Source organism: Sanguibacter sp. Leaf3 (assembly GCF_001425965.1).
Taxonomy (GTDB): Bacteria; Actinomycetota; Actinomycetes; order Actinomycetales; family Cellulomonadaceae; genus Sanguibacter; species Sanguibacter inulinus.
Genome location: NZ_LMRH01000001.1, coordinates 941,194 through 965,886 on the forward strand (window position 1 = coordinate 941,194; position 24,693 = coordinate 965,886).

A 24,693-nucleotide genomic window follows, 5' to 3' on the forward strand; every position below is an offset into this window, starting at 1 on the left:
CCTGATGACACCCGCAGCGCAGAGCGTGCTCGCCGTCGCCGACTGGCGACGCAAGACGGCGGCGATCTACGCCCAGGTCCGGTCCGCCGCGGCCGAGGACCCGGCGGCCGCCCACGCGCTGTGGGTCCGTGCCCGCGACGAGATGTTCGCCTCGCACCCGGCCTCGGCCCTCGGTCCCGAGGCCAAGGCAGAGTTCACCGGCCTCGACGTCGCCCCCTACGACCCGGCGTACCGCTTCGAGGTCGAGGTCCAGGATGCACCCGAGGGTCGGATGGACGTCGCCACGGGGACGGACGGCGTGGTGCCCTTCGAACGGGTCGGGCTCCTCGAGCTCGACGGTCTGGGGACGCTGTCGCTCTGGGCGCTGCGCTCCTACGGCGGCGGGATCTTCGTGCCGCTCAAGGACTCGAGCGCCGGGCAGGACGGCGGCACCTACGGCGGCGGACGCTATCTGCTCGACACGATCAAGGGTGCAGACCTCGGCCAGGGTTCCGGCGGGCGGCTCGTGGTCGACCTCAACTTCGCCTACAACCCGTCGTGCGCCTACGACCCGGCGTGGGCCTGCCCGCTCGCCCCGCCGGACAACACCCTCGCGGTACCTCTGCCCGTGGGCGAGCGCGCGCCGAGCAAGGAGCTCGTCGCGGAGCTCTGACCCGTCTGCGGCCCGGTCGGACGTGGGGAGCTGTAGGGCGCGATGGTCCGCAGGGTGGGCAGCCCGGAGACCGTGCAGACGGTGGAGAGGTGCTCCGCGGACAGGTGCCCCTACCCCGTGGCCGGGTGCCTCAGGTCGCGCGCCCCGCCTCGGCGATCTTGATGAGTCCCGGGCTCGACGGCAGCCCGAGCCTGGCGTTCGCCTTGACCGCTACCCGTGCGGCCTCGACCTGAAGCAGGGTGACGCGGATCGGGCTGGGTGCAGCCTCCACCTCTGGTTCGCGCCGGTCAGTCATGAGCGTCTCCCTCCGTAGTCCTCAGCTCGGCGTCTTCGACCACGACGCCTCCGATATCGTACGTTTCGGATCTTCTGCCCGCCAAGGCCAGTCGTGCTGTGATCCGTGCGACCGTGTGCACGAGCGGGCGGTCTTCGTCCTGCAGCAGCTCAGACTCGCCGAGCCCTTCGAGGACCGCCACACCCGTGCGGCTGAGCGCCGGACGCTCTGATGCCGCGGCCTCTGCCGACCACCGCAGCATCCGCATCGTCTCCTCTCTCCGACGCCAGACGTCGAGCTCGTGGGCGCTCCGTCGTGTCAACCACTGCCCCAGCAGGACAGCGAGGAACGAGAGGGCTGGGGTGGCGATCGCGACGGCCACCCCGATCGATGTCGGCATCCCGTGACGGTAGTCAGCGGGCTCGCCCTAGGGAATGCTCTCCGGTGCGCCTGGGGGCAAGCTGTTCAGCCCCCGGCCTGTGGACGAGTTCTGCGCGAGTCCTGTCGCAAGGAGCGGCCCGCAGCGGGCCGGCCCGCTGCGGCCAAGCCGTCGACGGCCGGACGGGCTTCAACGGCCGGTCGCCCTCGACCTCGTCCGCACCTGGTGCCGCGCCCGATCTGGCACTCGCCTTGACCGAGTGCTAACTCCGGCATAGATTTGCTCGTGGTTCCACGTAGCTCCTGGCCGACCCCCGCGACGGCGGCCCGGTGCGAGCGTGGCGGCCATGAACTGTCCCTCATTTCTCTGCGAAAGGGGAGGTCCGCGTGTCGGTCTCCATCAAGCCGCTCGAGGACCGGATCGTCGTCAAGACTCTCGAAGTCGAGCTGACCACGCCCTCCGGTCTCGTTATCCCTGACACCGCCAAGGAGAAGCCCCAGGAGGGCGAGGTCCTGGCAGTCGGCCCCGGTCGTATCGACGACAACGGCAACCGCGTCCCGCTCGACGTCTCTGTCGGTGACAAGGTCATCTACAGCAAGTACGGCGGCACCGAGGTCAAGTACGACGGCGAGGAGTTCCTCATCCTCTCCGCCCGCGACGTGCTCGCAGTGATCGGCTGATCACGCACCACGCGTGACGAAGGGCCCCACGACCGATGGTCGTGGGGCCCTTCTGCATGCCGGGACGGGCCCCGGCTTCAGCGACCTGGAGAGGGCCGGACGACGAGAGTCGGGCCCGACGACCAGAAAGACCCCACGACGTGAAGGGCCCCACGACCGCAGTCGTGGGGCCCTTCGGGAACGCCTGAGCTCTGGGTGCTCGCGCTGACCGACTCAGCGTGAGCTGGAGGTCTGCTCGGGTCAGCCGACCCGGCGTGTGGTGGTCGAGGCGGGCATCGCGGCGAGCGCGGCTGTGCGCTCGTCTTCGCTGAGGCCGCCCCAGACGCCGTAGGGCTCACGGACTCGGAGCGAGGCCTCGCGGCACTCCATCATGACCGGGCACCCGTGGCAGATGGCCTTGGCGGCCTCGGCGCGGCGGCGGCGTGCGGCGCCGCGCTCGCCCTCCGGGTGGAAGAACAGCGTGTCGTCGACGTCGCGGCACGAACCCTGGTACTGCCACTCCCAGAGGTCCATCACGGGGCCGGGGAGGCGAGAGAGCTCAGTCATGGTCGTACCGTCCTTCTGAGTGTCGATGAGGGGCGATAGACCCCGGTCGGTGCATCTGCCCAGGACCTCGGTCCCGGGTGATCTGTGACTAACTTAGAACCGATCCAGCAGTTGTTCAAGTCGCTGACCGGATGAGAAACGATTCACCGTGCCATCCGTTGCCCATGTTCTGGTCTAGTACCACTGACGAGCCGCTCTGGGAACTGCGGAAACCCGCCATCCTCGGCGTCTCTGCAGGTCCCCGGTCCACGCGGCTCGACGTGAGATGAACAACTAGCGAACAACTTCAGGCGTCTCGCGGAGGGGTGCCAGGTGGCACGACCTCTCAGATCTCGGCACAATCGACTCATGAGCACAGGTCGACCGGCACAGGGAGCGACCGGCGGCGACCCTGCCGACGGCACGACGCCCGACGAGATCACGGACCAGGTCAACGAACCCGGCCTCGCCGTGGCAGCCGTGGCACGCAGGCTCGGGGTGGCTCCGGCGACGTTGCGCACCTGGGACCGTCGCTACGGCCTGGGCCCCTCGGAGCACTCCGCAGGCGCCCACCGCCGGTACTCGAGCGACGACGTCGCCCGGCTCATGGTCATGCGCAGGCTCGCGCTCGAGGGCGTCGCCCCCGTCGACGCCGCGCGGGCAGCACTGGCCGTCGACCTCACGACCACCAGCAGCGAACAGCTCGAGGACGAGCTGCGCGAGACCATCGCCCACGTCGACGAGGAGAGCCAGCGCCACGGTCGCCGCGGCGATCTCCCGCTCGCTGAGGCACCGCGACGCCTCGTCGGTCTCGACGGAGACTCCCAGGGTGAGGGTTCCCTCGCGCCCCGCCCCACGGTCGAGGGCGACGCCGACACCTCGGCCGGTGCTGCAGCGGCGCAGGTGTCCTCCCTCCCGACAGGTCCCCGCTCTCTCCGCGGCGCCGAGCCCGAGGCCCCCGACACCGACCCCGGCCAGCAGCGCCCAGCCCTGCGCCTGGCGGCCCCGGTCGACTCGACCGTCACCTCGATCGACGTCATCGACGCGGTCCTGCGCGGCAACGTCGCCGCGACGGAGCGCCTGCTCGCGCTCGACGTCGACGAAGACCCTGCCCAGTGGTGGCTGACGCTGGTCGAGCCGACCCTGCGCAAGCTCGCAGCCCGGACCGTCCTGGCCAAGCCCGGCGAGGCGCCCGAGATGCTGCTCGCCTCGGCGACCCTCAAGGTGATCGCGGACTTCATCCGGGCCCGCGAGGAGAAGACCGCGCAGGAGACCGGGGTCAGGTCGCCCCACCCCAGCCAGATGAAGAAGATCGTGCTGCTCTTCGCCGCGGCCGACGACGCGCAGCCGCTCGCGATGCACGCCCTCGCTGCGGCCCTCGTCTCGCAGGGCGTGACGGCCCGGATCGTCACCGGACCTGCGAACGCGCACCGGGCCCTCGAGCTCGTGACCATGGTGCGACCCGTCGCCACGGTCCTGGTCACCTCGCTCTCGCGCCCCGAGCTCGGGATCGTACACGCCCTGCACGAGACCCACCCCGAGCTCTCGGTGTTCGTCGGCCTGAGCAGCGACGACGCGGCTGCCGACCTCCCGCAGTCGCGGTTCGTCAGCAGGGTCCGCAGCTTCCAGGGTCTGCTCCACGAGGTCCTCGCCGTCGCGGTCTGACGTCGCCCTGGGCGCCGGCGTGAGGGTGCCGGGGGAGCGCGATGGCAGGACCGGTCCTGTGAGCGGACAGACACCGGGTGCTCCGTCGGCGGTGCGTAGACTCCTGACATGAACTCGTCGAGCAGCGCGCAGCCCCACGACCCCTTCGGATTCATCGGACTCACCTACGACGACGTGCTCCTCCTCCCCGGAGAGACAGACGTCATCCCCAGCCAGGTCGACACGACCGCGCGGCTGACGCGAGAGATCTCGGTGTCGATCCCGATGCTCTCCGCAGCGATGGACACCGTCACCGAGTCGCGCATGGCCATCGCCATGGCGCGCCAGGGCGGCATCGGCATCATCCACCGCAACCTCTCGATCGAGGCGCAGGCCAAAGAGGTCGACCTGGTCAAGCGCTCCGAGTCCGGGATGATCACCGACCCGGTGACCGTGCACCCCGACGCGACGCTCGCCGAGCTCGACGCCCTGTGCGGCCAGTACCGCGTCTCCGGCCTGCCGGTCGTCGACCCCGACGGCCTGCTCGTCGGCATCATCACCAACCGCGACCTGCGGTTCGTCTCCCCGGGCGACTTCGCGCACCGCAAGGTCCACGAGGTCATGACCAAGATGCCGCTCATCACCGGCCCTGTCGGCATCTCGCGCGACGACGCCGCGGCGCTGCTCGGCACGCACCGCATCGAGAAGCTCCCCCTGGTCGACGACGCCGGTCGCCTCCAGGGCCTCATCACGGTCAAGGACTTCGTCAAGTCCGAGCAGTATCCCGACGCGACCAAGGACGGCGAGGGTCGCCTCGTCGTGGGTGCCGCGATCGGGTTCTTCGGAGACGCGTGGGAGCGCGCGACGACTCTCGCCGAGGCTGGTGTCGACGTGCTCGTCGCCGACACCGCGAACGGGCACGCGCGCCTGCTGCTCGACATGATCCGCAAGCTCAAGGCAGACCCGTTCTTCAAGGACGTCCAGATCATCGGCGGCAACGTCGCGACCCGTGCTGGCGCGCAGGCCCTCGTCGACGCGGGCGTCGACGCCGTCAAGGTCGGGGTCGGACCGGGCTCGATCTGCACCACCCGCGTGGTCGCCGGGGTCGGCGTCCCGCAGATCACCGCGATCTACGAGGCGTCGCTCGCCTGCAAGCCGGCCGGCGTCCCGGTCATCGGCGACGGTGGCCTGCAGTACTCGGGCGACATCGCGAAGGCTCTCGTCGCCGGGGCCGACACCGTCATGCTCGGCTCGCTCCTCGCCGGCTGCGACGAGAGCCCGGGGGACCTCGTCTTCGTCAACGGCAAGCAGTACAAGCTGTACCGCGGCATGGGCTCGATCGGTGCGATGGCCTCGCGCGGCAAGAAGGCCTCGTACTCCAAGGACCGGTACTTCCAGGCGGACGTGGCCAGCGACGACAAGATCGTGCCCGAGGGCATCGAGGGCCAGGTGCCGTACCGCGGCCCGCTCGGTGCCGTCGCGCACCAGCTCGTCGGCGGTCTGCACCAGTCGATGTTCTACGTCGGTGCGCACACGATCCCGCAGCTGCAGGAGCGTGGCAACTTCGTCCGCATCACCCCGGCCGGTCTGAAGGAGTCGCACCCTCACGACATCCAGATGACCGTCGAGGCCCCGAACTACACGGGCCGCTGAGCAGGTCTCGTCGAGGCCGTCCCGTACCGCTTCCGGTCCGGGACGGCCTCAACCCTGTCCGCCTCCAGCTGCCGCACGGCGCTGACGCGGCGACCGTGGTGGAGCACCTCGTGGCGAGGTTCCCCCACGACGAGGCCCGGATGCGCGAGAAGGTCGCGGCGGGGGAGGTCGTCGACGAGATCGGGCGCCCGCTCGGCCCGGACGCCCCGTACGTCGCCGGGACGCTCGTGTACCTCTACAGGGACGCCGCGCCCGAGCCCCGGGTGCCCTTCGAGATCGACGTGCTGCACCACGACGACGACCTCCTCGTGATCGACAAGCCGCACTTCTTGGCCAGCACGCCCCGCGGGGCGTACGTGGTCGAGTCGGCCGTCGTGCGGCTGCGCCGGGACCTCGGCCTGCCCGAGATCAGCCCTGCGCACAGGCTCGACAGGATCACGGCGGGCGTGCTCGTGCTGACCACGCGTCGCGAGGTCCGCGGCGCATACCAGCAGCTCTTCGCGAGCCGGACGATCCGCAAGACCTATGAGGCCGTCGCCCCCGTCGACCCCGCGCTCGACCTGCCCTGCACGGTGCGCAGCAGGATCGTCAAGGAGCACGGGACCCTCGTCGCCCAGGAGGTCCCGGGGGAGCCGAACGCCGAGAGCCGCGTGACCCTCGTCGACACAGTCGCCCGGGACGGCGGCGAGATGCTGGGGCGCTACGTCCTCGAGCCGCACACGGGAAAGACCCACCAGCTGCGGCTGCACATGGCCTCGCTCGGGCTGCCGATCGTCAACGACAACTTCTACCCGGAGTTCTACGACGTGGCCCCCGACGACTACTCGGCCCCGCTCCAGCTGCTGGCACGGTCTATCGAGTTCACGGACCCGCTGAGCGGTGCGCCGCGCAGCTTCACGAGCCGGCGGAGCCTCGAGGTGTGGGCCGAGGCGTCCGAGCCGTCGGAGGCGTCGGTGCCGTCCGTGACATCGGTGGCGTCGGAGGTGTCGACCGGGTGAGCCCCGGAGCCCCTGGTCCTCTCAGAGCGTGCGCTGCCCAGTCTGGCGGTGGTCTCGCAGCCAGGTGAGCTCGGCCCCCGGGCCCGTGAGCCCCTTGCGCTCACGCCAGGAGTTGAAGCTCTCCGCCCACCGACGGTGCTCGTCGGCCTGGTACAGGTGCAGGGCGTCGAGCTCGCGCTCGGCGAGCTCGGGGTAGCGCGCGAGCATCGCGTGGAGCACGTCGAGGGTCGCGATGACGTCGACGTCGGCCGTGTGCAGCTCGCCGTCACCGACGACCGCGTACACCCCGCAGAGGTCGACGAGCTTGCGTGGCCCGCGGCGGTAGCGGTCGAGAGCCCTGTCGAGGACGAGCGGGTCGATGACCGGGGCCACCTGCCCGTCGATCCGGTCTTCGAGGCTCGGCAGGCCGTAGCGGTCGAGCTCGGCCTGCAGGATGCACAGGTCGAAGGTCGCGTTGAAGGCGACCACGGGGATGCCGCTCGAGAGCGCCCCGGCGAGCTCTTTCGCGATCTCGTCGATCGCGCCTGCAGGGTCTTGGCCCTCCGCCCGGGCGACCTCCGTGGTGATGCCGTGGATGGCTGAGGCCTCCGGCGGGATCGGCACACCCGGGTCGAGCAGCCAGGTGCGGACGTCGGTCGTCACGGAGTCGCGGCGCACGAGGGCCGCGGAGACGATCCGGTCCTGGCTCACGTCGACACCCGTCGTCTCGGTGTCGAATCCGAGCAGGGGGCCTGCGGTCCAGGTCATGGGGTGTCTCCTCGAGGTCGTCGTGTGCGGCCAGCATCCCAGCCGCCACCGACACGGACGTGGACCGCCGCGCGGTCCAGGCGTCTCGGGACGGTAACCTGGTCGGGTGAGCAACGAGATCGAGATCGGCCGAGGCAAGCGCGGACGGCGCGCCTTCTCCTTCGACGACATCGCGGTGGTGCCGTCACGCCGTACGCGCGACCCAGAAGACGTGTCTGTCGGGTGGCAGATCGACGCGTACCACTTCGACCTGCCGATCGTGGCTGCACCGATGGACTCGGTGATGAGCCCCGCGACGGCCGTCGCGCTCGGGCAGCACGGGGGCCTCGGTGTCCTGGACCTCGAAGGTCTGTGGACGCGCTACGAGGACCCGACAGCGCTGCTCTCCGAGATCGCGCAGCTCGAGCCGACCCAGGCGACCCGGCGCATGCAGGAGATCTACTCCGCGCCGATCCAGCCCGAGCTCATCACGCAGCGTCTCAAGGAGATCCGCGCCGCGGGCGTCACCGTCGCCGGTGCGCTCTCGCCGCAGCGGACCCAGGAGTTCTACCAGACTGTGATCGACGCGGGTGTCGACCTCTTCGTCATCCGTGGCACGACGGTGTCGGCCGAGCACGTCTCGGGCAACGCCGAGCCGCTCAACCTCAAGCGCTTCATCTACGAGCTCGACGTCCCCGTGATCGTCGGCGGTGCCTCGACCTACACCGCGGCGCTGCACCTCATGCGGACCGGTGCGGCCGGCGTCCTCGTCGGCTTCGGCGGCGGCGCTGCGCACACCACCCGCGTCTCGCTCGGCATCCACGCCCCGATGGCCACAGCCGTGGCCGACGTGGCCGCTGCGCGCCGCGACTACCTCGACGAGTCCGGGGGCCGCTACGTCCACGTGATCGCCGACGGTGGTGTGGGACGCGCCGGGGACCTCGTCAAGGCCGTCGCCTGCGGTGCTGACGCCGTGATGGTCGGTGCCGCGCTCGCGCGGGCCGAGGAGGCGCCGGGCCAGGGCTGGCACTGGGGCTCCGAGGCGCACCACCCCGAGCTCCCCCGTGGAGAGCGGGTGAGCGTCGGCACCGCCGGGTCGCTCGCCGAGATCCTCTTCGGCCCGGGCCGCCAGGCCGACGGCACGCTCAACCTCGTCGGTGCGCTCAAGCGCGCCATGGCTACGACCGGGTACTCCGACCTCAAGGAGTTCCAGCGGGTCGAGGTCGTGGTCTCGCCCTACCAGCCGCGCTGACCCGCGCCTGACCCGAGACTCTCGATGACCCACGACGGCACGTCCGCCGCCCCTGCCACCCAGGAGACCACCATCTCCCCGGTGACCTGGGACGACGAACGTGCCGTCGTGGCGTTGTGGGAGGCAGCAGGGCTCACCCGCCCCTGGAACGACCCTGCGGCCGACCTGCGGTCTGCGCTCGAGACCCCGACGTCGACTGTGCTCGGGGCGCGCCTGCACGACGTCGCTCTGCTCGACGGAACTCTGCTCGACGGAACTCTGCCCGACGGAACTCTGCCCGACGGCGCTGTACCCGACGGCGCTGTACCCGACAGTGCTCTGCCCAACAGCTCGCTGGTCGGGACCGTGATGGTCGGCTACGACGGGCACCGGGGATGGGTGTACTACCTCGCGGTCGACGAGGCGCAGCGCGGGACCGGTCTCGGTCGGGCGCTCATGGTCGCGGCCGAGGCGTGGCTCGTCTCCCAGGGGGCACCCAAGGTGCAGCTCATGGTCCGCACGACCAACACCGCCGTGCTCGGCTTCTACGCCGCGCTCGGCTACACCGACCAGTCCTGCGTCGTGCTGGGCCGCCGGACCGACTGAGCGGGCCCAGTCCTCCAGACCCTCAGTTCTCGAGCCCAGCTGATCGCCGCGCCCGCAGCCGCGTTCCCTCCCTCTGGGCTCTGACGACCTGCGACCGCGCCCGGTGGATCATCGCGCAGGGCTGGCCACGGCGCCCGCACGCACGCACGACCGGCACCGACACCTCATGTCCGATTGTGTCTGGATCCAGGCCGCGCACTGCCGTGTCCTGGGTCTTCCGTCCTCCGCACAGCTATTACGGGGCCTTCGCGTGCCGCGCAGCGCGCGCGCCTGACCAGCACACACACATCGAGGCTTGCACTCCAACATAAACGGGCGTATACAAGTGAATACAGATATCCGCGTCGTCGGCGACGCGAGCGACGATGGAGTTGACGTGTACGCACCCGAGAGACACCAGGCGATCCTGGCGACTGCACGCGCCGAGGGGCGCGCAGAGGTCGCAGGCCTGGCCCGGACCTTCGACGTCACCCCCGAGACCATCCGGCGCGACCTGTCGGTGCTCGAGCGCCACGGTCTGGTGCGCAGGGTCCACGGGGGTGCGATCCCCGTCGAGCGTCTGCGGTCGGAGCCTGCCGTCGCCGTCCGTGAGGGCATGCTCTCCGACGAGAAGCGCCGCATCGCCGCCGCGGCGCTGCGTGAGATCCCGGACGCGGGGACGATCGTCCTCGATGCCGGCACCACGACCCTGCGCCTGGCTGAGATCCTCCCGACGGACCGCGAGCTCCAGGTGGTCACGAACTCGCTGCCGATCGCCGCGCTGCTCGCCGAGCGCCCGACGGTCACCGTGCACTTCGTCGGCGGTGCGGTCCGCGGCCGGACGCTCGCCTCGGTCGGTCCCTGGGCCGAGCGGGCCCTCGCCGACATCCACGCCGACATCGTCTTCCTCGGTGCCAACGGCATCACCCCCGACCACGGCGCGACCACACCCGACCTCGGCGAGGCCGCGGTCAAGCGGGCGCTCGCCCGGGCGGCGCGGCGGGTCGTGCTGCTCGCCGACCACACGAAGGTCGGACGCTCAGACTTCGCCCGGATCGTCGGTCTCGACGACGTCGACCTCTTCATCACCGACTCAGGGATCGACGCGGACCTCGCGGCGGAGCTCGAGTCGGTCGACCTCACGGTGGTGCAAGCATGATCATCACGATCACCCCCAACCCGAGCCTGGACCGGACCCTCGAGGTCCAGGTCCTCGAGCCTGGCGAGGTGAACCGCGCGCACGCGACGCGGGTCGACGCCGGGGGCAAGGGCATCAACGTCACCCGTGCCCTGTCGGCCGACGGGTTCTCCTCGGTCGCGATCTTCCCGTCGGGAGGCTCTGACGGCGCCCGCCTGGTCGCCGAGCTCCGCGACGGGGGAGTCGTGGCCCGCCCTGTCGAGACCGGGACCGACACCCGCAGCAACATCACCGTGGTCGACGGCCGTGGTTCGACGACCAAGATCAACGCGCCGGGCGCCCCCATGACGGAGGCTGCCGTCCAGGCCCTCCTCGACGCCCTCGCGGACGAGGTCCGGCTCGCGGTCGACGCCGGGGAGCACGTCCTGGTCGTCGGCGCGGGCAGCCTGCCGGCTGGTGCAGGTGACGACTTCTACGTCAGGGTCGCGCAGGTCGCGGCACGCTCAGGGGTCCCCACGGTCCTCGACACCTCGGGCGCACCGCTCCGTGCGGCGGTCGCTGCAGGCGGTCTGACGCTCGTCAAGCCGAACGAAGACGAGCTCGCTGAGCTCGTCGGCCGTCCGCTGACCACTGTCGGGGCCGTCGTCGACGCTGCGCACCAGGTGATGGAGTCCGGCGTCACCGCCGTCCTGGTGTCCCTCGGGGCGCACGGCGCGCTGCTCGTCGCACCCGGCAGCGTGCTCTGGGCCGGTGGCCCGGCCCTCGTCCCGGCCTCGACGGTGGGCGCGGGCGACGTGACCCTCGCCGGCTTCCTCAGCGCCCTCGTCGACGCACCCCACGGACCGGCCTCGGTCGACCCCGAGATCTCGGCGGACGCGTTGCGCCGCGCCGTCGCATGGGGCCGCGCCGCGGTCCTCCTCCCAGGCTCTGCAGTCCCTGCACCCCACGACATCCACCTCGACGACGTCGAGACCCTCACCGACCCATCCCGCCACATCGCACTGAAGGAGCTGTGAAGTGAGCACTTCCCTCACCCCCCTGATCACCGCCGACCTCGTCGCCCTCGACGTCGTCGCAGCCGACCGTGACGAGGCCACCCGTGTCCTCATCGACCTGCTCGCAGCCGCTGGCCGCGTGACGGACGCCGACGGCTTCCACGCCGACGTCCGTGCCCGCGAGGCGCAGATGGCGACGGGCATGCCCGGAGGCGTCGGTCTGCCGCACGCCCGCTCCGAGCACGTCACGGTCCCGACGCTCGCCGTCGCCCGTGTGCCCGCCGGTGTCGACTTCGGTGCCCCGGACGGCCCCGCGACGCTGATCTTCCTCATCGCGGCGCCGGCCAGCGGCGACAGCGACCACCTCAAGATCCTCGCGTCGCTCGCCCGCCGTCTCGTCCACGAGTCCTTCCGCACCTCCCTGCGCGAGGCCCCCGACGCCGCGACCGTCGCCGAGATCGTCACCCGAGAGGTCAACCCCTCATGAAGTTCGTCGCCGTGACGTCGTGCCCCACGGGCATCGCGCACACCTACATGGCAGCAGAGGCGCTCGAGCAGGCTGGCAAGGCCGCCGGGCACGAGGTCCAGGTCGAGACCCAGGGCTCGGCCGGCTCGACGCCCCTCGACCCCGCGATCATCGAGGCCGCTGACGGCGTCATCTTCGCCGCAGACCTCGAGGTCCGCGACAAGGAGCGATTCGCGGGCAAGCCGACGATCGACGTCGGCGTCAAGAAGGCCGTCCACGACGCCCCAGGTGTCCTCAACCAGGCGATCGCCGCCGTCGAGGCCGGTGTCTCGACGCCCGCCGCGACAGCCGGTGGCGGGTCGAAGGACCCCGCGACGACGATCGACCGCAGCTCGAGCGTGGGGACGCGCGTCCGCCAGTACCTCATGACCGGCGTCTCGTACATGATCCCGTTCGTCGCCGCAGGTGGCATCCTCATCGCGCTGAGCTTCATGATCGGCGGCTACGAGATCGTGAACGTGAAGGCCGACGAGGTCATCAACAACTTCGACGTGCTGTCGAAGACCAGCTGGGCCGCGCTGATGAACCTCACCGGCGGTGTCGCCTTCGGGTTCCTCGTGGCTGTGCTCTCCGGGTTCATCGCCTTCGCGATCGCCGACAGGCCCGGACTCGTGCCCGGCTTCGTCGGTGGCTCGATCTCCGTCGCCGTCGGCGCCGGTTTCCTCGGTGGTCTGGTCTCCGGCTTCGTCGCCGGGTTCCTCGCGCTGTGGATCAGCCGCTGGAAGGTCCCCAAGGGGGTCCGCGGCATCATGCCCGTCGTGGTGATCCCGCTGCTGTCGACCTTCGTCACAGGCCTGCTGATGTTCGTGGTGCTCGGGCGTCCGCTCGCCGCACTCATGGACGGGCTGTCCGACTGGCTCAGCGGCCTGAGCGGCTCCAACCTCATCCTCCTCGGCCTGATCCTGGGCGCGATGATGGGCATCGACCTCGGTGGTCCGGTCAACAAGGTGGCCTACACCTTCGCCGTCACGGGGCTCTCGACAGCCGGCCTCACGGACGGCGCCACGCAGTTCCGCGTCATGGCCACGGTCATGGGTGCCGGGATGGTCGCCCCGCTCGCGATGGCCCTGGCCACGACGGTCCGCAAGCGCCTGTTCACCAGGGCCGAGCGCGAGAACGGCAAGGCAGCCTGGCTGCTCGGTCTCTCGTTCATCTCCGAGGGTGCCATCCCGTTCGCGGCTGCCGACCCGCTCCGCGTGCTCGGTGCCTCGGTCGTCGGCTCGAGCGTGACCGGCGGGCTCATCATGGCCTTCGACGCCTCGCAGCGTGCCCCGCACGGTGGCGTCTGGGTCCTCCCGCTCGTCGACAACTGGCTGCTGTTCCTGCTGGCCGTCGCGATCGGCACGGTGATCTCTGCGGTCCTGGTGATCATCTTCAAGGGACTGGGCTCCAACCCGGCCCTCGAGGCCGAGCAGGCGGCAGACGCCGCCGCCGCGGCCAGCGCCCCCAGCACCGCGGCGCAGCCCACAGCCTGACCGGGCGGGTCGGACCGACCCACGCACGCCCGTCCCGGTCTGCGCCGCACCTCGGCGCAGACCACCACCCGCCAGGGTCCGCACCGCTCGCAGCGGTGCGGACCACGGCCCTCGAAGGAGAGAACAATGCCCGCACGTACCGTGGCCGTCGCCTCGCGATCCGGCCTGCACGCCCGTCCCGCGTCCCTGTTCACCCAGGCTGCGGCCGACAGCGGCCTCGACGTGACCATCGCGCACGGCGAGGGCGAGCCCGTCGACGCGGCGAGCATCCTGCTCGTCATGTCGCTCGGTGTCCCGCACGGCGACGAGGTGACCCTCGCAGCCGAGGGCGAGGACGCCGACAGGATCCTCGACGAGCTCGTCACGCTGCTCGCGACGGACCTGGACGAGGAGCACTGATGCTCACCGGTGCGGGCGTCGGCCGGGGTGCCGGGATCGGACCTGTCGTCCGGGTCAGCCCGGCACCGGTCGCTCCCACGGACGAGCAGGCCCCGGCTGACCGCGAGGCCACAGCCGCGCGGGCCACAGCGGCCTTCGACGACGTCGCGGCTGCGCTGCGTGCTCAGGCCGACGGTGCCGAGGGGGCGGCTGTCGCCGTCCTCCAGGCCACGGCCCAGATGGCTCAGGACCGTGCGCTGCGCACGAAGGTGCTGGCCCGGATCGCCGACGGCGAGCCGCCCGTCGCAGCCCTCGACGCCGTAGTGAAGACCTTCGTCGACATGTTCACGGCCGCCGGCGGGATGCTGCTCGAGCGGGTCACCGACCTGCGCAGCGTCCGTGACAGGGTCGCGGCGCACCTCCTCGGTGTGCCCGTCCCTGGCGTCCCGCAGCTGACAGGTCCTGCGGTCGTCGTCGCCGAAGACCTCGCACCGGCCGACACCGCCGCTCTCGACCTGCGCCACGTCGTCGCGATCGTCACCGAGCAGGGCGGCACCACGAGCCACACCGCGATCATCGCGGGGCAGCGCAGCATCCCCTGCGTCGTCCGCGTGACCGGGGCGCTCGACCTCGAGCCCGGGACCGTCGTGGCCGTGGACGCCGCGTCGGGGACCGTCGAGGTCGACCCAGGCCCGGAGGTCGCCGAGGCCTTCGCCGAGCGCGCGCGCCTCGCCGCGCAGCTCGCCGAGGACACCTCTGCGGGTGCCACGGCCGACGGCGTCCCCGTCGGTCTGCTCGCCAACATCGGCACGGCGGCCGACGCCGAGCGTGCCGCCGGCACGGCGGTCGAGGGTGTCGGACTGTTCCGCACCGAGGTGCTCTTCCTCGAGCGGACCACTGAGCCGACCCGCGAAGAGCAGGCCGCCGTCTACGCAGAGGTCTTGCGGAGCCTCGGCGGACGCAAGGTCGTCGTCCGGACGCTCGACGCGGGCGCCGACAAGCCGCTCGCCTTCGCGACGCAGCCCGACGAGGAGAACCCTGCCCTCGGTGTCCGTGGCTACAGGCTCGTCCGCACGGCTCCTGAGCTGCTCGAGACGCAGCTCGCGGCCCTCGCCGACGCGCAGCGCGAGACCGGGATCGAGCCGTGGGTGATGGCCCCGATGATCTCGACCCCCGACGAGGCGCGCGACTTCGCTGCCTCGGCACGTGCCCACGGCCTGACGACCGTCGGTGTCATGGTCGAGGTCCCCGCCGCCGCCCTGCGGGCGGAGGCGATCCTCGCCGAGGTGGACTTCGTCTCGATGGGCACGAACGACCTCGCCCAGTACGTCATGGCCTCGGACCGCCTGCGCGGCGAGCTGAGCGACCTCATCTCGATGTGGCAGCCGGCCGTCCTCGACCTCGTGGCCGCGACGGCACGGGCCGGCCAGCAGGCCGGGAAGCCCGCCGGGGTCTGCGGCGAGTCCGCCGGTGACCCCGTCATGGCTGTCGTGCTCGTCGGGCTCGGCGTGACGTCCCTGTCGATGTCCTCGGGGTCTGTGCCCGCGGTCCGCTTCGCGGTGTCCAGGCACACGCAGGAGCAGGCCCGCGCCGTCGCTGCCGCGGCGCTCGGTGCCCGCTCGGCCACGGATGCTCGCGCGGCTGCTGTCGCGGCCCTCTCACCTGAGGTCGCGGCGCTCCTCGGCGCCTGACAGACGGGCAGACCTGCCCCGCACCCCACGAGGGGTGCGGGGCAGCGTCGTCTCGGAGCTCAGGTGCTTCCTCCTCTCCCGCACCTCCTGCGGCGTAGGCTCGGTCCATGCCGAACGATCCTGGTGCAGACGCCGTCCCCGGTCCTGAGCAGCAGCACGGAGAGGGCGGGCCAGGCGCCCACGAGCAGTGGCGTGAAGACGGCGTGCCGGTCTCGCGCGGCCAGCACACCCCGGGCTCGCGCGACCAGCACACGGGTGGCGGCGAGGGCCCGCTCGACCCCGAGGTCGACGCGAGCGCGACCTACCTGCTCGAGCCCGAGGACCTCGCCCCGCTGCTCGCCCGCGTCGCCACCACCCACGAGGCCGGCACCCGCCGCGTCGTCGCCCCTGCGACGGGGCACGTGCTCGTCGACCTCCCGCTGTCCGGCCCCGACGACGTGACCCGAGCAGTCGACAGGGCGCGGGACGCCCAGCCAGCCTGGGCAGCGACAGACGTCCGCGAGCGTGCCGCCGTCCTGCTCCGTCTGCACGACCTCGTGCTCGACCGGCAGTCGGAGGTCTTGGACCTCGTCCAGCACGAGTCCGGCAAGTCCCGGGGGAGCGCCTTCGAGGAGGTCGCCGACGTCGCCCAGGTCTCGCGGCACTACGGTCGCCGGGCTGGTGCGTACCTCGCGCCGCGCACGGTCCGCGGGATGCTCCCTGTCCTCACCCGGACGACTGTCGCCCGGATCCCCGTCGGCGTCGTCGGGGTGATCTCGCCCTGGAACTATCCGTTGACCCTCGCCCTGGCCGACGTGCTGCCCGCGCTCGTGGCGGGCAACGCCGTCGTCCTCAAGCCCGACCCGCAGACCACGCTCACAGCGCTGTGGGCTGCCGCTGCCCTCGAAGAGTGCGGCCTGCCGGCCGACGTGCTCCAGGTCGTCGCGGGCGGGGGAGACGTGGGCGCTGCGCTCGTCGAGGAGGTGGACCACATCGCCTTCACAGGGTCGACGGCGACAGGGAGGATCATCGCCGGTCGCGCGGGGGAGCGGCTCATCGGCGCGACCCTCGAGCTCGGCGGGAAGAACCCGCTCTACGTCGCGGCTGATGCCGATCTCGACGTCGCGGCGCTCGGCGCCGTGCGGGCGTGCTTCTCGAACAGCGGCCAGCTGTGCATGTCGATCGAGAGGCTCGTGCTCCACGAGGACGTCGCGGACGCGTTCCTCGACCTCTTCCTCGAGAGGGTCTCGAGCCTGCGCCTGTCGGCAGCCCTCGACTACACGGCCGACGTCGGGTCGCTCACCTCGGCTGCTCAGCTCGAGAGGGTCGAGGGGCACGTGCACGACGCCCTCGCCCGGGGGGCGCGGATCCTCGCCGGGGGAGTGCACAGGACTGACGTGGGGCCGCTCTTCTACGCCCCGACGGTGCTCGCCGACGTCCCACCCCACGCGCTCTGCGCCCAGGAGGAGACCTTCGGCCCGGTGGTCAGCGTCGTGCGGGTCGCCTCCGACGACGAGGCCGTCGCGGTGATGAACGAGACGGAGTTCGGGCTCAACGCGAGCATCTGGAGCGCAGACACCCGCCGCGCCCGCGTGCTCGCGGGGCGCGTCCGCGCGGGCACCGTGAACATCAACGACGGCTATGCGGCTGCCTGGGGTTCTGTCGAGGCGCCGATGGGCGGCTTCGGCGCCTCGGGTCAGGGACGCCGCCACGGACGTGAGGGCATCGAGCAGTACACCGAGGCGCAGACGGTCTCGGTCCAGCGCGGAGTCATGAGCGGGGCATCTCTCGACGAGCTCTTCGCACTCCCCGACGGGCAGGGGCAGCGGCTGCTGACGACCGGTCTGCGGGTGCTGCGCGCGCTCGGGGTGCGCTGAGGACAGACGTGGCGACGGGGTCGCGGGACGCCGGTGGTCGGGCTGTGGCCCGCGCGCGTACCCGTGGACCAGTCTCAGGTCCCGCGTCCGACCGTGCGTCGACCGTCGACCCGGGTCCATGAGGATTTCCGACGGGTGAAAGTTGACGTCCACCAAGTGGGACGAGAGGGTCCTGGCGCTCGCAGGGACCCGGCGCGGCCCCTCAAGAGGTCCCGTCCCACGCGCGGACGTCTCCCCAGGTGGTGGGTCCGCGGCCGGTCACCGGGAGGCGGGCACCACCGGCAGCACCCCACCGGAACGTCCGTTCTTCACGGAGTTTCGATCGTGTGACCTCCGGGCCCCGGGCAGCCCGCCCGCACCGAGGTCCATTGACGGTCGCAGAACCTGCCGAATACCTTGAGCCTCACTCGGGCCGCCACCCTCCCCCCTCCCCCCTCGGTGGCCCTAGGACGCTGGACAGAACGACGCTCGTGCGTCAACCGGACGATGACGTCCCCCTCCCCTCCTGATCCACTTCTGCGCGCCTTCTTCCGACTCCGGAGAGTGCCCCATGCCTTCATCGATCCTCGTGGCGTCCCCAGCCTCGGCCCTCTCGGTCGGACAGGTGGACGTCGGTGACCTGGTCGACCAGGTCGTCCACCTCTTCCCGCTCGCCGTCGCCGGCATCATCGTCTGGTCCCTCTGGATCTACCGCGTCGTCCTGTCCCGCAGGGCCCGCCCGATCGTCACCGACCACCGCTCGACCACCTCGGTCGTCGTGCCGTCCTTCCACGAAGACCCGGACATCCTCCTGCGGTGCCTGGACTCCTGGCTGGCGCAGGACCCGACCGAGATCATCGTCGTGCTGGACGTCGCCGACCTCGAGGCCTACACCCGGATCGTGGCCCGTGGGGACGCCAGGGTGCGTCCGGTCTTGTTCCACCACGCGGGCAAGCGCTCGGCGCTCGGCGCCGGCATCCGGGCCGCGCGCTACGAGGTCCTCGTGCTGACCGACTCCGACACGTCGTGGGAGCCGGGCCTGCTCGAGGCCGTGCAGATGCCCTTCGCCGACCCGCTCGTGGGTGGTGTGGGGACGCAGCAGAACGTGTACCAGCGGACGTCGAGCGTCTGGCGGCGCATCGCCGACTGGCTCGTCAACCTGCGCTACTACGACTACGTCCCGGCGATGGGCAGCGCGGGCGCTGTGCCGTGCCTGTCCGGTCGGACCGCGGCCTACAGGCGTGACGCCGTCGTCCCGGTCCTCGACGACCTCGAGAACGAGTTCTTCCTCGGCCGCCGCTGCATCGCGGGGGACGACGGCAGGCTCACCTGGCTCGTGCTCGCCTCGGGCTACAAGACCGTTCACCAGTCCTCGGCCCGGGCGATCTCGATGTTCCCCGACACCTTCAGCGCCTTCGTCAAGCAGCGGGTGCGCTGGAGCCGCAACTCCTACAGGTGCTACCTCACGGCCGTGTCGAAGGGCTGGCTGTGGCGGACGCCCTTCGTCACCAAGGTGACCGTGCTGCAGATCCTCCTCACGCCGCTCACGATGGGCTTGACGCTCTGGTACCTGGTGGCGTCGAGGCTCGAGCTCACCACCCTGGGCATCGCGGCCGCCGTGGGATGGCTGCTCCTCGGCCGTGGCATCCGCGGATTCTCGCACCTGCGGCGCCACCCGCAGGAGGTGTTCTTGCTGCCGCTGCTCGCCGCCGTGGTGATCATGGTCGCCCTGCCGATCAAGCTGTACGCCTTCGTCACGATGAACAAGCAGGGCTGGCTGACCCGCCACGCCGACCAGGTCGGCGGCGACGGGCAGACCGCCCGGAGCCTCGACCCTGTCGAGGAGGTCGTGCCTGCACCTCAGACCACCTCTGTCTCTCCCGCGGTCTACGCCTCGGCGGCCCGGACGCCGGAGGCTGCACGATGAGCGCGCGTCGGGCGACCCGCGCCGCAGCCGTCGCCACAGCCGTCGGGTGCACGGTCCTCGTGACCGGGGGCATGGCTGCCGCGACCCCGGTCCTCCAGCCTGTGCAGGTGCGCGCCGCGTCGACCGCGGTGCCCACGCCCGCACCCGTCGCCTACCCGGGTGACCCTGACGCCGAGGCCGCGCTCGTCGCGGCCGAAGACCGCCGCCTCGTCGAGGTGCGGTCGATCGCCAACGGTGCACAGTGGACGGGCGCGTCGCAGTGGCGGCCGTACAGGCTCGAGACGGGGACGACGTACACGCTCGTGCTCGTCGAGCGCGAGGCGCCCTACAGCTTCGACGACCTGCTCGAGCTCGCCCCGCAGACCCTCGTGCGCCAGCCCGACGGCTCGTACCTCCTCGGCGAGAACATCGTTGTGGAGGAGGGCGCGACCCTCGACCTCACGAGCGACGACGGGCTGCGTCTCAACCTCACGTCGACCGACGACGCCTTCGTCTCGATCGTCACGCTCGGCGGAGACCTGACGGTCGCCGGCACGGCCGAGAACCCGACCGTGGTGAGCGCCTGGGACCCACGGACCGGCACCGTGGACGACGACACCTCCGACGGGCGGGCCTACGTGCGGGTGGTCGGTGGCTATGCGGACTTCCGGCACGCGACCTTCGACCACCTCGGCTTCTGGAGCGGGACCACCGGGGGAGTCTCCCTCACCGGGACCGACCTGCCGCACACAGCGCCCGGCTCGCAGGACCTCGCGGCGGGGGAGATCCCCGCAGCCGACGAGCCGCCGGTGCCCGACGGGACAGCCGGGACCGACGGGACGGCCGGCGCCGTCGCGACAGGTGACGCAGCGGACCCGGGAGCAGCGTCCGACGGGACCACCACCTCCACGACGAGCGCAGGTGCCCCCACCGAGACCGGCACCACGAGCACTGTCGTCTCACCGCCCTCAGCCAAGGTCTTCGGGACCGAGCTCTTGCCCACAGGGGCAGGTGCCCCGACCCTCGGGCTGGGTGCGGACCTCAGCGGATACAGCTTCGTGTCAGCGCAGATCCAGGACGTGACGTTCTCCGACAACGCCTTCGGGCTGTTCGTCATGAACGCCGAGGGTGTCGTGGTGAGCGGGTCGCGGATCGAGGACTCCCTCGTCGACGGTCTGGTGATGCACCGAGACGTCACTGCGAGCACAGTCGTGGCGACCACGTCGACGGGCAACGCCGTCGACGGCTTCAGGCTGGCCCGCTCGACGAGCGGCATCGTCCTCGAGCGGCTGACCTCGACGGGCAACGGTCGCAACGGCATCTCGATCGAGGGGACGCCGCTCGCCGACGGCCCGAGCGCGACAGGCACGGGCACGGAGATGTCCGGCGCCAACAGCGTCTCGGAGAGCACCGTGACGAGTAACGGCCGGTACGGGATCGACGTGGTCGGCGGGACGACCATCGAGGTCGACGCGAACACCGTGACAGACAACCCCGCGGGCATCGTGGTGAGCGAGGGCGCGACGGCTGTCGAGCTCACGGACAACACCGTCGAGGGCGCGGACCAGCAGGGGATCTCGCTGAGGTCGGCCGGCACGGACACCGTGGTAACAGGCAACACCGTGCTCGGTGGTGAGATCGGCATCTACGCCCGTGACGCGGGCGGGACCTTCGAGCGCAACACCGTCGACGACGTGACCAGCCACGCGATCACGCTGGTCGGTGCGACCGGTGGTTCGGTCGTCTCGGACAACAGCGTCGGCGGACGTGGTCCGAGCGCGATCGACGTGGCCCGCACGACGGGGGTCGCGGTGTCGGACAACTCGACGGAGGACTGGGACAGCACCAAGCCCCTCTCGACGGTCCTGCGGCAGATCTTCCAGCCGCTCACCGTCGTCTGGCTGCTGCTCGCCCTGCTGGTGCTCGTCACCGCGCTGACGAGCATCCGGCACCGCAACGCGGGTGTCCGGCACCCGTACGCGAACCGGGCCCCGCTCACCTCGCTCACCCGCGGCGTGGTCGACCCGAGCGAGATCTTCGGGCCGGCGCAGGGCCAGTCTCAGGACCGGGCCCAGAATCAGACCCAGGACCAGTCCCAGGGCGGAGCCCGGGACGAGCAGCCGCATGGTCCCGGGATCCTCGCACCGACGCTGCTCCGCCCGCAGCCCTCCCGAGCCCGTCGCGCCGACAGGTCGGCGGGGGACCTGCTGGTCCGTGAGGCCCCAGCCGATCTCGAGCTGCACGACGACGGGAACCCCGGGGACGACGTGCCCGCCCCAGCGCGGCAGCAAGGCCGACGAGAGACCCTGCAGCAGAGCCTGCAGGACACTCGGCAGCCGGGCCAGCAGCCAGGCCAGCCGCCCGCACAGGTCGCGGAGCCCGGTGGACGGGCACCCGGCCGCCGCCCGAGGGACCTGCGGTGCGCACCGTGACCGGCGTCCTGAGGACTCTCGGCCGACGTGCCCGCGAGGTCGTGGTCGGTGGCCTGATCCTCGCGGGGTGCACAGCACCAGGCAGCCCGTCGCCCGGCACCCCAGAACCCTCGTCCGACCCGACAGGGTCGACCTCGAGCCCGGAACCGTCCCCGTCAGCCACGGCGGACTCTCCTGGTGCCGCAGTCCCGGACAGCACCGTCGACTGCCCGGCCGAGCCCACGGTCTCGACCGCCGACGAGCTCACCGAGAGCCTCGCGGAGGTCGAGCCCGGAGAGGTGATCGTCCTGGCTCCGGGGACCTACGACGGGTTGTTCGTGGCCACGACGTCAGGGACCGCTGACGAGCCGATCACGCTCTGCGGACCGGCCGACGCCGTGCTCGACGGTGGTGGGCCCGAGGGCGGGTACGTGATGCACCTCGACGGGGCGAGCCACTGGCGCCTCGGCGGGTTCACTGTCACCGACGGTCAGAAGGGCGTGATGGCCGACGGAACGGTCGGCTCGGTGATCTCGGGCCTCACGGTCACGTCGATCGGCGACGAGGCGATCCACCTCCGCAAGGCCAGCACGGACAACGTGGTGTCGGGCAACGTCATCAGCGACACCGGGCTGCGCAAGCCGAAGTTCGGCGAGGGTGTGTACGTCGGGACGGCCGAGAGCAACTGGTGCGACATCACGGCCTGTGAGCCCGACCCCTCCGACCGCAACGTCATCGAGGACAACACGATCAGCGGGACGACCTCGGAGAGCATCGACATCAAGGAGGGGACCTCGGACGGGATCGTCCGTGGCAACACCTTCGACGGGTCGTCGATCTCCGCAGCCGACTCGTGGGTCGACGTCAAGGGCAACGGGTGGCTCGTCCAGGGCAACACCGGGACCTCGTCGCCGACCGACGGCTTCCAGACCCACGAGATCCTCGAGGGCTGGGGCGACCACAACGTCTTCCGCGGGAACGTCGCGACCGTCGACGGCACAGGCTTCGGCTTCTCGCTCACCCCTGAGCTCTCCAACGTCGTCGAGTGCGACAACACGGCGACCGGCGCCGGCGAAGGTCTCAGCAACGTGGAGTGCGGCGCGGGCTGACCCTGCTCGCGGCGCACCTCCCTGTCCCGACCACCTCCCTGCCCGACCACTGATCTGTCCCGACCACAGACCCTCTCCCTCCTCCCGGCAGCTCCGCCGACCCCAGATCTCTCTCCCTCCCCCCAGCAGCCAGCAGTGCCCTCGGTGCCCGCAGCGACGGGCACGGGCTGGCTGCGCCCTGGTACGCCGCCATCGGCGTGCTCAGGTCAGCCTGACCAGTCCCAGCCAGCGCCACCGCAGAGATGCGGTGCCCGCAGAGAGAAGCCGCCCGCCGTCCCTGAGCCCGTCCCACCCTCCCCAGCAGTCAGCGGTGCCCACAGAAATCGGAGCTCATCATGTCTACCCTCCCCCCTGCCTCACCCAGCCCCGAGCGTGCCCCCCGCCTCACCGTCATCGGTACGGGATATCTCGGTGCCACCCACGCCGTCGCCATGGCCTACCTCGGCTTCGAGGTCCTCGGAGTCGACATCGACCAGCGCAAGGTCGACCTGCTCAACGAGGGCACGGTGCCGTTCTTCGAGCCTGGCCTGCCCGAGAAGCTCGACGAGGCTCTCGCGAGCGGACGGCTGCGCTTCACGACAGACCTCGACGAGGCCGCGGAGTTCGGCGACGTGCACTTCGTGTGCGTCGGCACACCCCAGCAGATGGGCTCGGAGGCGGCGGACCTGCGGTTCGTCGACTCGGCCTTCACCGAGCTCGCCCGCCGCATCACCCGCAAGGTGCTGCTCGTCGGGAAGTCGACGGTGCCGATCGGCACGGCTGAGCGCCTCACCACCCTGGTCCAGGAGATCTCGCCCCTGGGGGCCGAGCTCGAGGTCGCCTGGAACCCCGAGTTCCTGCGCGAGGGCTTCGCGGTCCAGGACACCCTGCACCCGGACAGGCTCGTCTTCGGCGTCACGTCTGCGTGGGCCGAAGACCGTCTGCGGGCCGCCTTCGAGCCGATCCTCGCCGAGGGCACGCCGCTCATCGTCACGGACCTCGCGACAGCCGAGCTCGTGAAGTCGGCAGCCAACTCCTTCCTCGCCACGAAGATCTCGTACATCAACGCGATGTCCGAGGTGTGCGAGGCCACGGGGGCCGACGTCATCCGGCTGGCGGAGGCACTGGGTCTCGACGAGCGCATCGGCTCCAAGTTCCTCAAGCCCGGCCTCGGTTTTGGCGGAGGGTGCCTGCCCAAGGACATCCGCTCCTTCAAGCACCGTGCTGAAGAGCTCGGGATCGGCGAGGCCGTCGCCTTCCTCGGTGAGGTCGACGCGATCAACGTCCGCAGGCGCCTGCGGACCGTCGCACTCATCCGGCAGGTAGCCGGCGGAGACCTCATGGGGGTGAGGGTCGCAGCCCTCGGTGCGGCCTTCAAGCCCGACTCCGACGACGTCCGCGACGCGCCGGCGCTCGACGTCGCCCGGATGCTCTACCTCGAGGGCGCGATCGTCTCGGTCTACGACCCCGAGGCGTCGGTCAACGCGCACCGTGTGTATCCCGACCTGGAGTACGCGGCGAGCCTCGACCAGGCGCTCGCAGGCGCGGAGGTCACGGTCCTGCTGACCGAGTGGCAGGAGTTCCGGACCGCGGACCCCGCGCAGATGGGGGAGCAGGTCCGGACCCGGACCGTCGTCGACACCCGCAACGCCCTCGACGCCGACAGGTTCCGGGCGGCCGGCTGGGACTACTGGGCGCTCGGACGTCCGCACACCGCACCGGTGCCCGTCCCGGTCGTGGCAAGCAACCGGTCGCAGGCTGCCGGCCGTGTCGTCGACAAGTCGGCCGACCTGCCCTGCTGACGACGAGGTCCGGTCACGGCCGCCTCGAGCCCCTGCGCTGACGGTCCTGAGTACTGACGATCCGTCGTGCTGACAGCCTGAGCAGGGTCTACCCCCAGGAC

Annotated in this window: 22 protein-coding genes; 18 read left to right on the forward strand and 4 right to left on the reverse strand. The window is 71.2% G+C overall.

The features are described 5' to 3' along the window. The first annotated feature begins 4 nt into the window (after positions 1 to 4). Positions 5 to 652, forward strand: a complete 648-nt coding sequence (locus tag ASG53_RS04075) for a DUF1684 domain-containing protein (protein WP_082543758.1) — start codon at positions 5 to 7, stop codon at positions 650 to 652. A 130-nt stretch (positions 653 to 782) separates the two neighbouring features. On the opposite strand, the gene ASG53_RS19750 is transcribed toward ASG53_RS04075, so the two are convergent. Both ASG53_RS19750 and ASG53_RS04080 read right to left on the reverse strand, forming a co-directional pair. Beyond that, positions 783 to 947, reverse strand: coding sequence for a hypothetical protein (locus tag ASG53_RS19750; RefSeq protein WP_156382653.1), 165 nt, complete (start codon positions 945 to 947; stop codon positions 783 to 785). Further along, entirely contained in the window at positions 940 to 1,326 is a 387-nt protein-coding gene (locus ASG53_RS04080) for a hypothetical protein (RefSeq protein WP_056128809.1), read from the reverse strand. The genes ASG53_RS19750 and ASG53_RS04080 overlap by 8 nt, the downstream gene beginning before the upstream one ends. 365 nt (positions 1,327 to 1,691) lie before the next feature. Between ASG53_RS04080 and groES the strand changes: the two genes are divergently transcribed. After that, positions 1,692 to 1,985 (forward strand): co-chaperone GroES, encoded by a 294-nt coding sequence (gene groES / locus ASG53_RS04085; RefSeq protein WP_056128811.1) that lies wholly within the window; start codon positions 1,692 to 1,694, stop codon positions 1,983 to 1,985. A gap of 240 nt (positions 1,986 to 2,225) precedes the next feature. On the opposite strand, the gene ASG53_RS04090 is transcribed toward groES, so the two are convergent. After that, a complete protein-coding gene (locus tag ASG53_RS04090) occupies positions 2,226 to 2,531 on the reverse strand; it encodes a WhiB family transcriptional regulator (protein ID WP_012867840.1) in 306 nt (101 codons plus the stop codon). 348 nt (positions 2,532 to 2,879) lie between these two features. Here ASG53_RS04090 and ASG53_RS20250 point away from each other — a divergent pair, with 348 nt between their 5' ends. From ASG53_RS20250 to ASG53_RS04105, 3 genes are all read left to right on the forward strand, one after another. Continuing rightward, positions 2,880 to 4,175, forward strand: a complete 1,296-nt coding sequence (locus tag ASG53_RS20250) for a MerR family transcriptional regulator (RefSeq protein WP_082543759.1) — start codon at positions 2,880 to 2,882, stop codon at positions 4,173 to 4,175. A gap of 108 nt (positions 4,176 to 4,283) precedes the next feature. Continuing rightward, positions 4,284 to 5,807, forward strand: coding sequence for an IMP dehydrogenase (gene guaB, locus ASG53_RS04100; RefSeq protein WP_056128814.1), 1,524 nt, complete (start codon positions 4,284 to 4,286; stop codon positions 5,805 to 5,807). 110 nt (positions 5,808 to 5,917) lie between these two features. After that, positions 5,918 to 6,805, forward strand: coding sequence for an RluA family pseudouridine synthase (locus ASG53_RS04105; RefSeq protein WP_235533820.1), 888 nt, complete (start codon positions 5,918 to 5,920; stop codon positions 6,803 to 6,805). Between the two features lie 21 nt (positions 6,806 to 6,826). Here the strand turns inward: ASG53_RS04105 and ASG53_RS04110 are convergent, their stop codons facing one another. Then, positions 6,827 to 7,552 (reverse strand): exonuclease domain-containing protein, encoded by a 726-nt coding sequence (locus ASG53_RS04110; RefSeq protein WP_056128816.1) that lies wholly within the window; start codon positions 7,550 to 7,552, stop codon positions 6,827 to 6,829. Between the two features lie 106 nt (positions 7,553 to 7,658). Between ASG53_RS04110 and ASG53_RS04115 the strand changes: the two genes are divergently transcribed. The 13 genes from ASG53_RS04115 to ASG53_RS04175 all read left to right on the forward strand — a co-directional run bounded on the left by ASG53_RS04115 (position 7,659) and on the right by ASG53_RS04175 (position 24,592). Beyond that, complete coding sequence (locus tag ASG53_RS04115; RefSeq protein WP_056128819.1) at positions 7,659 to 8,783, forward strand: GuaB3 family IMP dehydrogenase-related protein; 1,125 nt, start codon at positions 7,659 to 7,661, stop codon at positions 8,781 to 8,783. 24 nt (positions 8,784 to 8,807) lie between these two features. Beyond that, on the forward strand, positions 8,808 to 9,368 hold the full coding sequence (locus ASG53_RS04120) for a GNAT family N-acetyltransferase (RefSeq protein ID WP_056128823.1): 561 nt from the start codon (positions 8,808 to 8,810) through the stop codon (positions 9,366 to 9,368). 376 nt (positions 9,369 to 9,744) lie between these two features. Next, positions 9,745 to 10,506 (forward strand): DeoR/GlpR family DNA-binding transcription regulator, encoded by a 762-nt coding sequence (locus tag ASG53_RS04125; RefSeq protein ID WP_056128826.1) that lies wholly within the window; start codon positions 9,745 to 9,747, stop codon positions 10,504 to 10,506. Then, complete coding sequence (locus ASG53_RS04130; RefSeq protein ID WP_056128829.1) at positions 10,503 to 11,501, forward strand: 1-phosphofructokinase family hexose kinase; 999 nt, start codon at positions 10,503 to 10,505, stop codon at positions 11,499 to 11,501. The genes ASG53_RS04125 and ASG53_RS04130 overlap by 4 nt, the downstream gene beginning before the upstream one ends. A gap of 1 nt (position 11,502) precedes the next feature. Beyond that, positions 11,503 to 11,967, forward strand: coding sequence for a PTS sugar transporter subunit IIA (locus ASG53_RS04135; RefSeq protein ID WP_056128832.1), 465 nt, complete (start codon positions 11,503 to 11,505; stop codon positions 11,965 to 11,967). Then, a complete protein-coding gene (locus tag ASG53_RS04140; RefSeq protein WP_056128835.1) occupies positions 11,964 to 13,481 on the forward strand; it encodes a PTS fructose transporter subunit IIC in 1,518 nt (505 codons plus the stop codon). Before ASG53_RS04135 ends, ASG53_RS04140 begins: the two co-directional genes overlap by 4 nt. 126 nt (positions 13,482 to 13,607) lie before the next feature. Beyond that, positions 13,608 to 13,880, forward strand: coding sequence for an HPr family phosphocarrier protein (locus ASG53_RS04145; RefSeq protein WP_056128838.1), 273 nt, complete (start codon positions 13,608 to 13,610; stop codon positions 13,878 to 13,880). After that, positions 13,880 to 15,550: a phosphoenolpyruvate--protein phosphotransferase gene (gene ptsP, locus ASG53_RS04150; RefSeq protein ID WP_056128842.1), complete on the forward strand. Its 1,671-nt coding sequence runs from the start codon at positions 13,880 to 13,882 to the stop codon at positions 15,548 to 15,550. The genes ASG53_RS04145 and ptsP overlap by 1 nt, the downstream gene beginning before the upstream one ends. 107 nt (positions 15,551 to 15,657) lie before the next feature. Further along, positions 15,658 to 17,406, forward strand: a complete 1,749-nt coding sequence (locus tag ASG53_RS04155; protein ID WP_156382654.1) for a succinic semialdehyde dehydrogenase — start codon at positions 15,658 to 15,660, stop codon at positions 17,404 to 17,406. 550 nt (positions 17,407 to 17,956) lie between these two features. Next, on the forward strand, positions 17,957 to 19,312 hold the full coding sequence (locus ASG53_RS04160) for a glycosyltransferase (RefSeq protein ID WP_082543760.1): 1,356 nt from the start codon (positions 17,957 to 17,959) through the stop codon (positions 19,310 to 19,312). After that, on the forward strand, positions 19,309 to 21,723 hold the full coding sequence (locus tag ASG53_RS04165; RefSeq protein WP_056128845.1) for a right-handed parallel beta-helix repeat-containing protein: 2,415 nt from the start codon (positions 19,309 to 19,311) through the stop codon (positions 21,721 to 21,723). The genes ASG53_RS04160 and ASG53_RS04165 overlap by 4 nt, the downstream gene beginning before the upstream one ends. Next, positions 21,711 to 22,811: a right-handed parallel beta-helix repeat-containing protein gene (locus tag ASG53_RS04170; protein WP_056128847.1), complete on the forward strand. Its 1,101-nt coding sequence runs from the start codon at positions 21,711 to 21,713 to the stop codon at positions 22,809 to 22,811. The genes ASG53_RS04165 and ASG53_RS04170 overlap by 13 nt, the downstream gene beginning before the upstream one ends. Before the next feature lie 335 nt (positions 22,812 to 23,146). Next, positions 23,147 to 24,592, forward strand: coding sequence for a UDP-glucose dehydrogenase family protein (locus ASG53_RS04175; protein WP_056128850.1), 1,446 nt, complete (start codon positions 23,147 to 23,149; stop codon positions 24,590 to 24,592). The last annotated feature ends 101 nt before the right edge of the window (positions 24,593 to 24,693 follow it).

Bases quoted from the DNA above. Each gene is read 5' to 3' on its own strand.
- ASG53_RS19750 (WP_156382653.1), bottom strand. From the start codon at position 947: ATGACTGACCGGCGCGAACCAGAGGTGGAGGCTGCACCCAGCCCGATC.
- ASG53_RS20250 (WP_082543759.1), top strand. From the start codon at position 2,880: ATGAGCACAGGTCGACCGGCACAGGGAGCGACCGGCGGCGACCCTGCC.
- ptsP (WP_056128842.1), top strand. From the start codon at position 13,880: ATGCTCACCGGTGCGGGCGTCGGCCGGGGTGCCGGGATCGGACCTGTC.
- ASG53_RS04075 (WP_082543758.1), top strand. From the start codon at position 5: ATGACACCCGCAGCGCAGAGCGTGCTCGCCGTCGCCGACTGGCGACGC.
- ASG53_RS04090 (WP_012867840.1), bottom strand. From the start codon at position 2,531: ATGACTGAGCTCTCTCGCCTCCCCGGCCCCGTGATGGACCTCTGGGAG.
- ASG53_RS04155 (WP_156382654.1), top strand. From the start codon at position 15,658: ATGCCGAACGATCCTGGTGCAGACGCCGTCCCCGGTCCTGAGCAGCAG.
- ASG53_RS04120 (WP_056128823.1), top strand. From the start codon at position 8,808: ATGACCCACGACGGCACGTCCGCCGCCCCTGCCACCCAGGAGACCACC.
- ASG53_RS04130 (WP_056128829.1), top strand. From the start codon at position 10,503: ATGATCATCACGATCACCCCCAACCCGAGCCTGGACCGGACCCTCGAG.
- ASG53_RS04080 (WP_056128809.1), bottom strand. From the start codon at position 1,326: ATGCCGACATCGATCGGGGTGGCCGTCGCGATCGCCACCCCAGCCCTC.
- ASG53_RS04110 (WP_056128816.1), bottom strand. From the start codon at position 7,552: ATGACCTGGACCGCAGGCCCCCTGCTCGGATTCGACACCGAGACGACG.
- ASG53_RS04175 (WP_056128850.1), top strand. From the start codon at position 23,147: ATGTCTACCCTCCCCCCTGCCTCACCCAGCCCCGAGCGTGCCCCCCGC.
- ASG53_RS04165 (WP_056128845.1), top strand. From the start codon at position 19,309: ATGAGCGCGCGTCGGGCGACCCGCGCCGCAGCCGTCGCCACAGCCGTC.
- ASG53_RS04145 (WP_056128838.1), top strand. From the start codon at position 13,608: ATGCCCGCACGTACCGTGGCCGTCGCCTCGCGATCCGGCCTGCACGCC.
- ASG53_RS04160 (WP_082543760.1), top strand. From the start codon at position 17,957: ATGCCTTCATCGATCCTCGTGGCGTCCCCAGCCTCGGCCCTCTCGGTC.
- ASG53_RS04140 (WP_056128835.1), top strand. From the start codon at position 11,964: ATGAAGTTCGTCGCCGTGACGTCGTGCCCCACGGGCATCGCGCACACC.
- guaB (WP_056128814.1), top strand. From the start codon at position 4,284: ATGAACTCGTCGAGCAGCGCGCAGCCCCACGACCCCTTCGGATTCATC.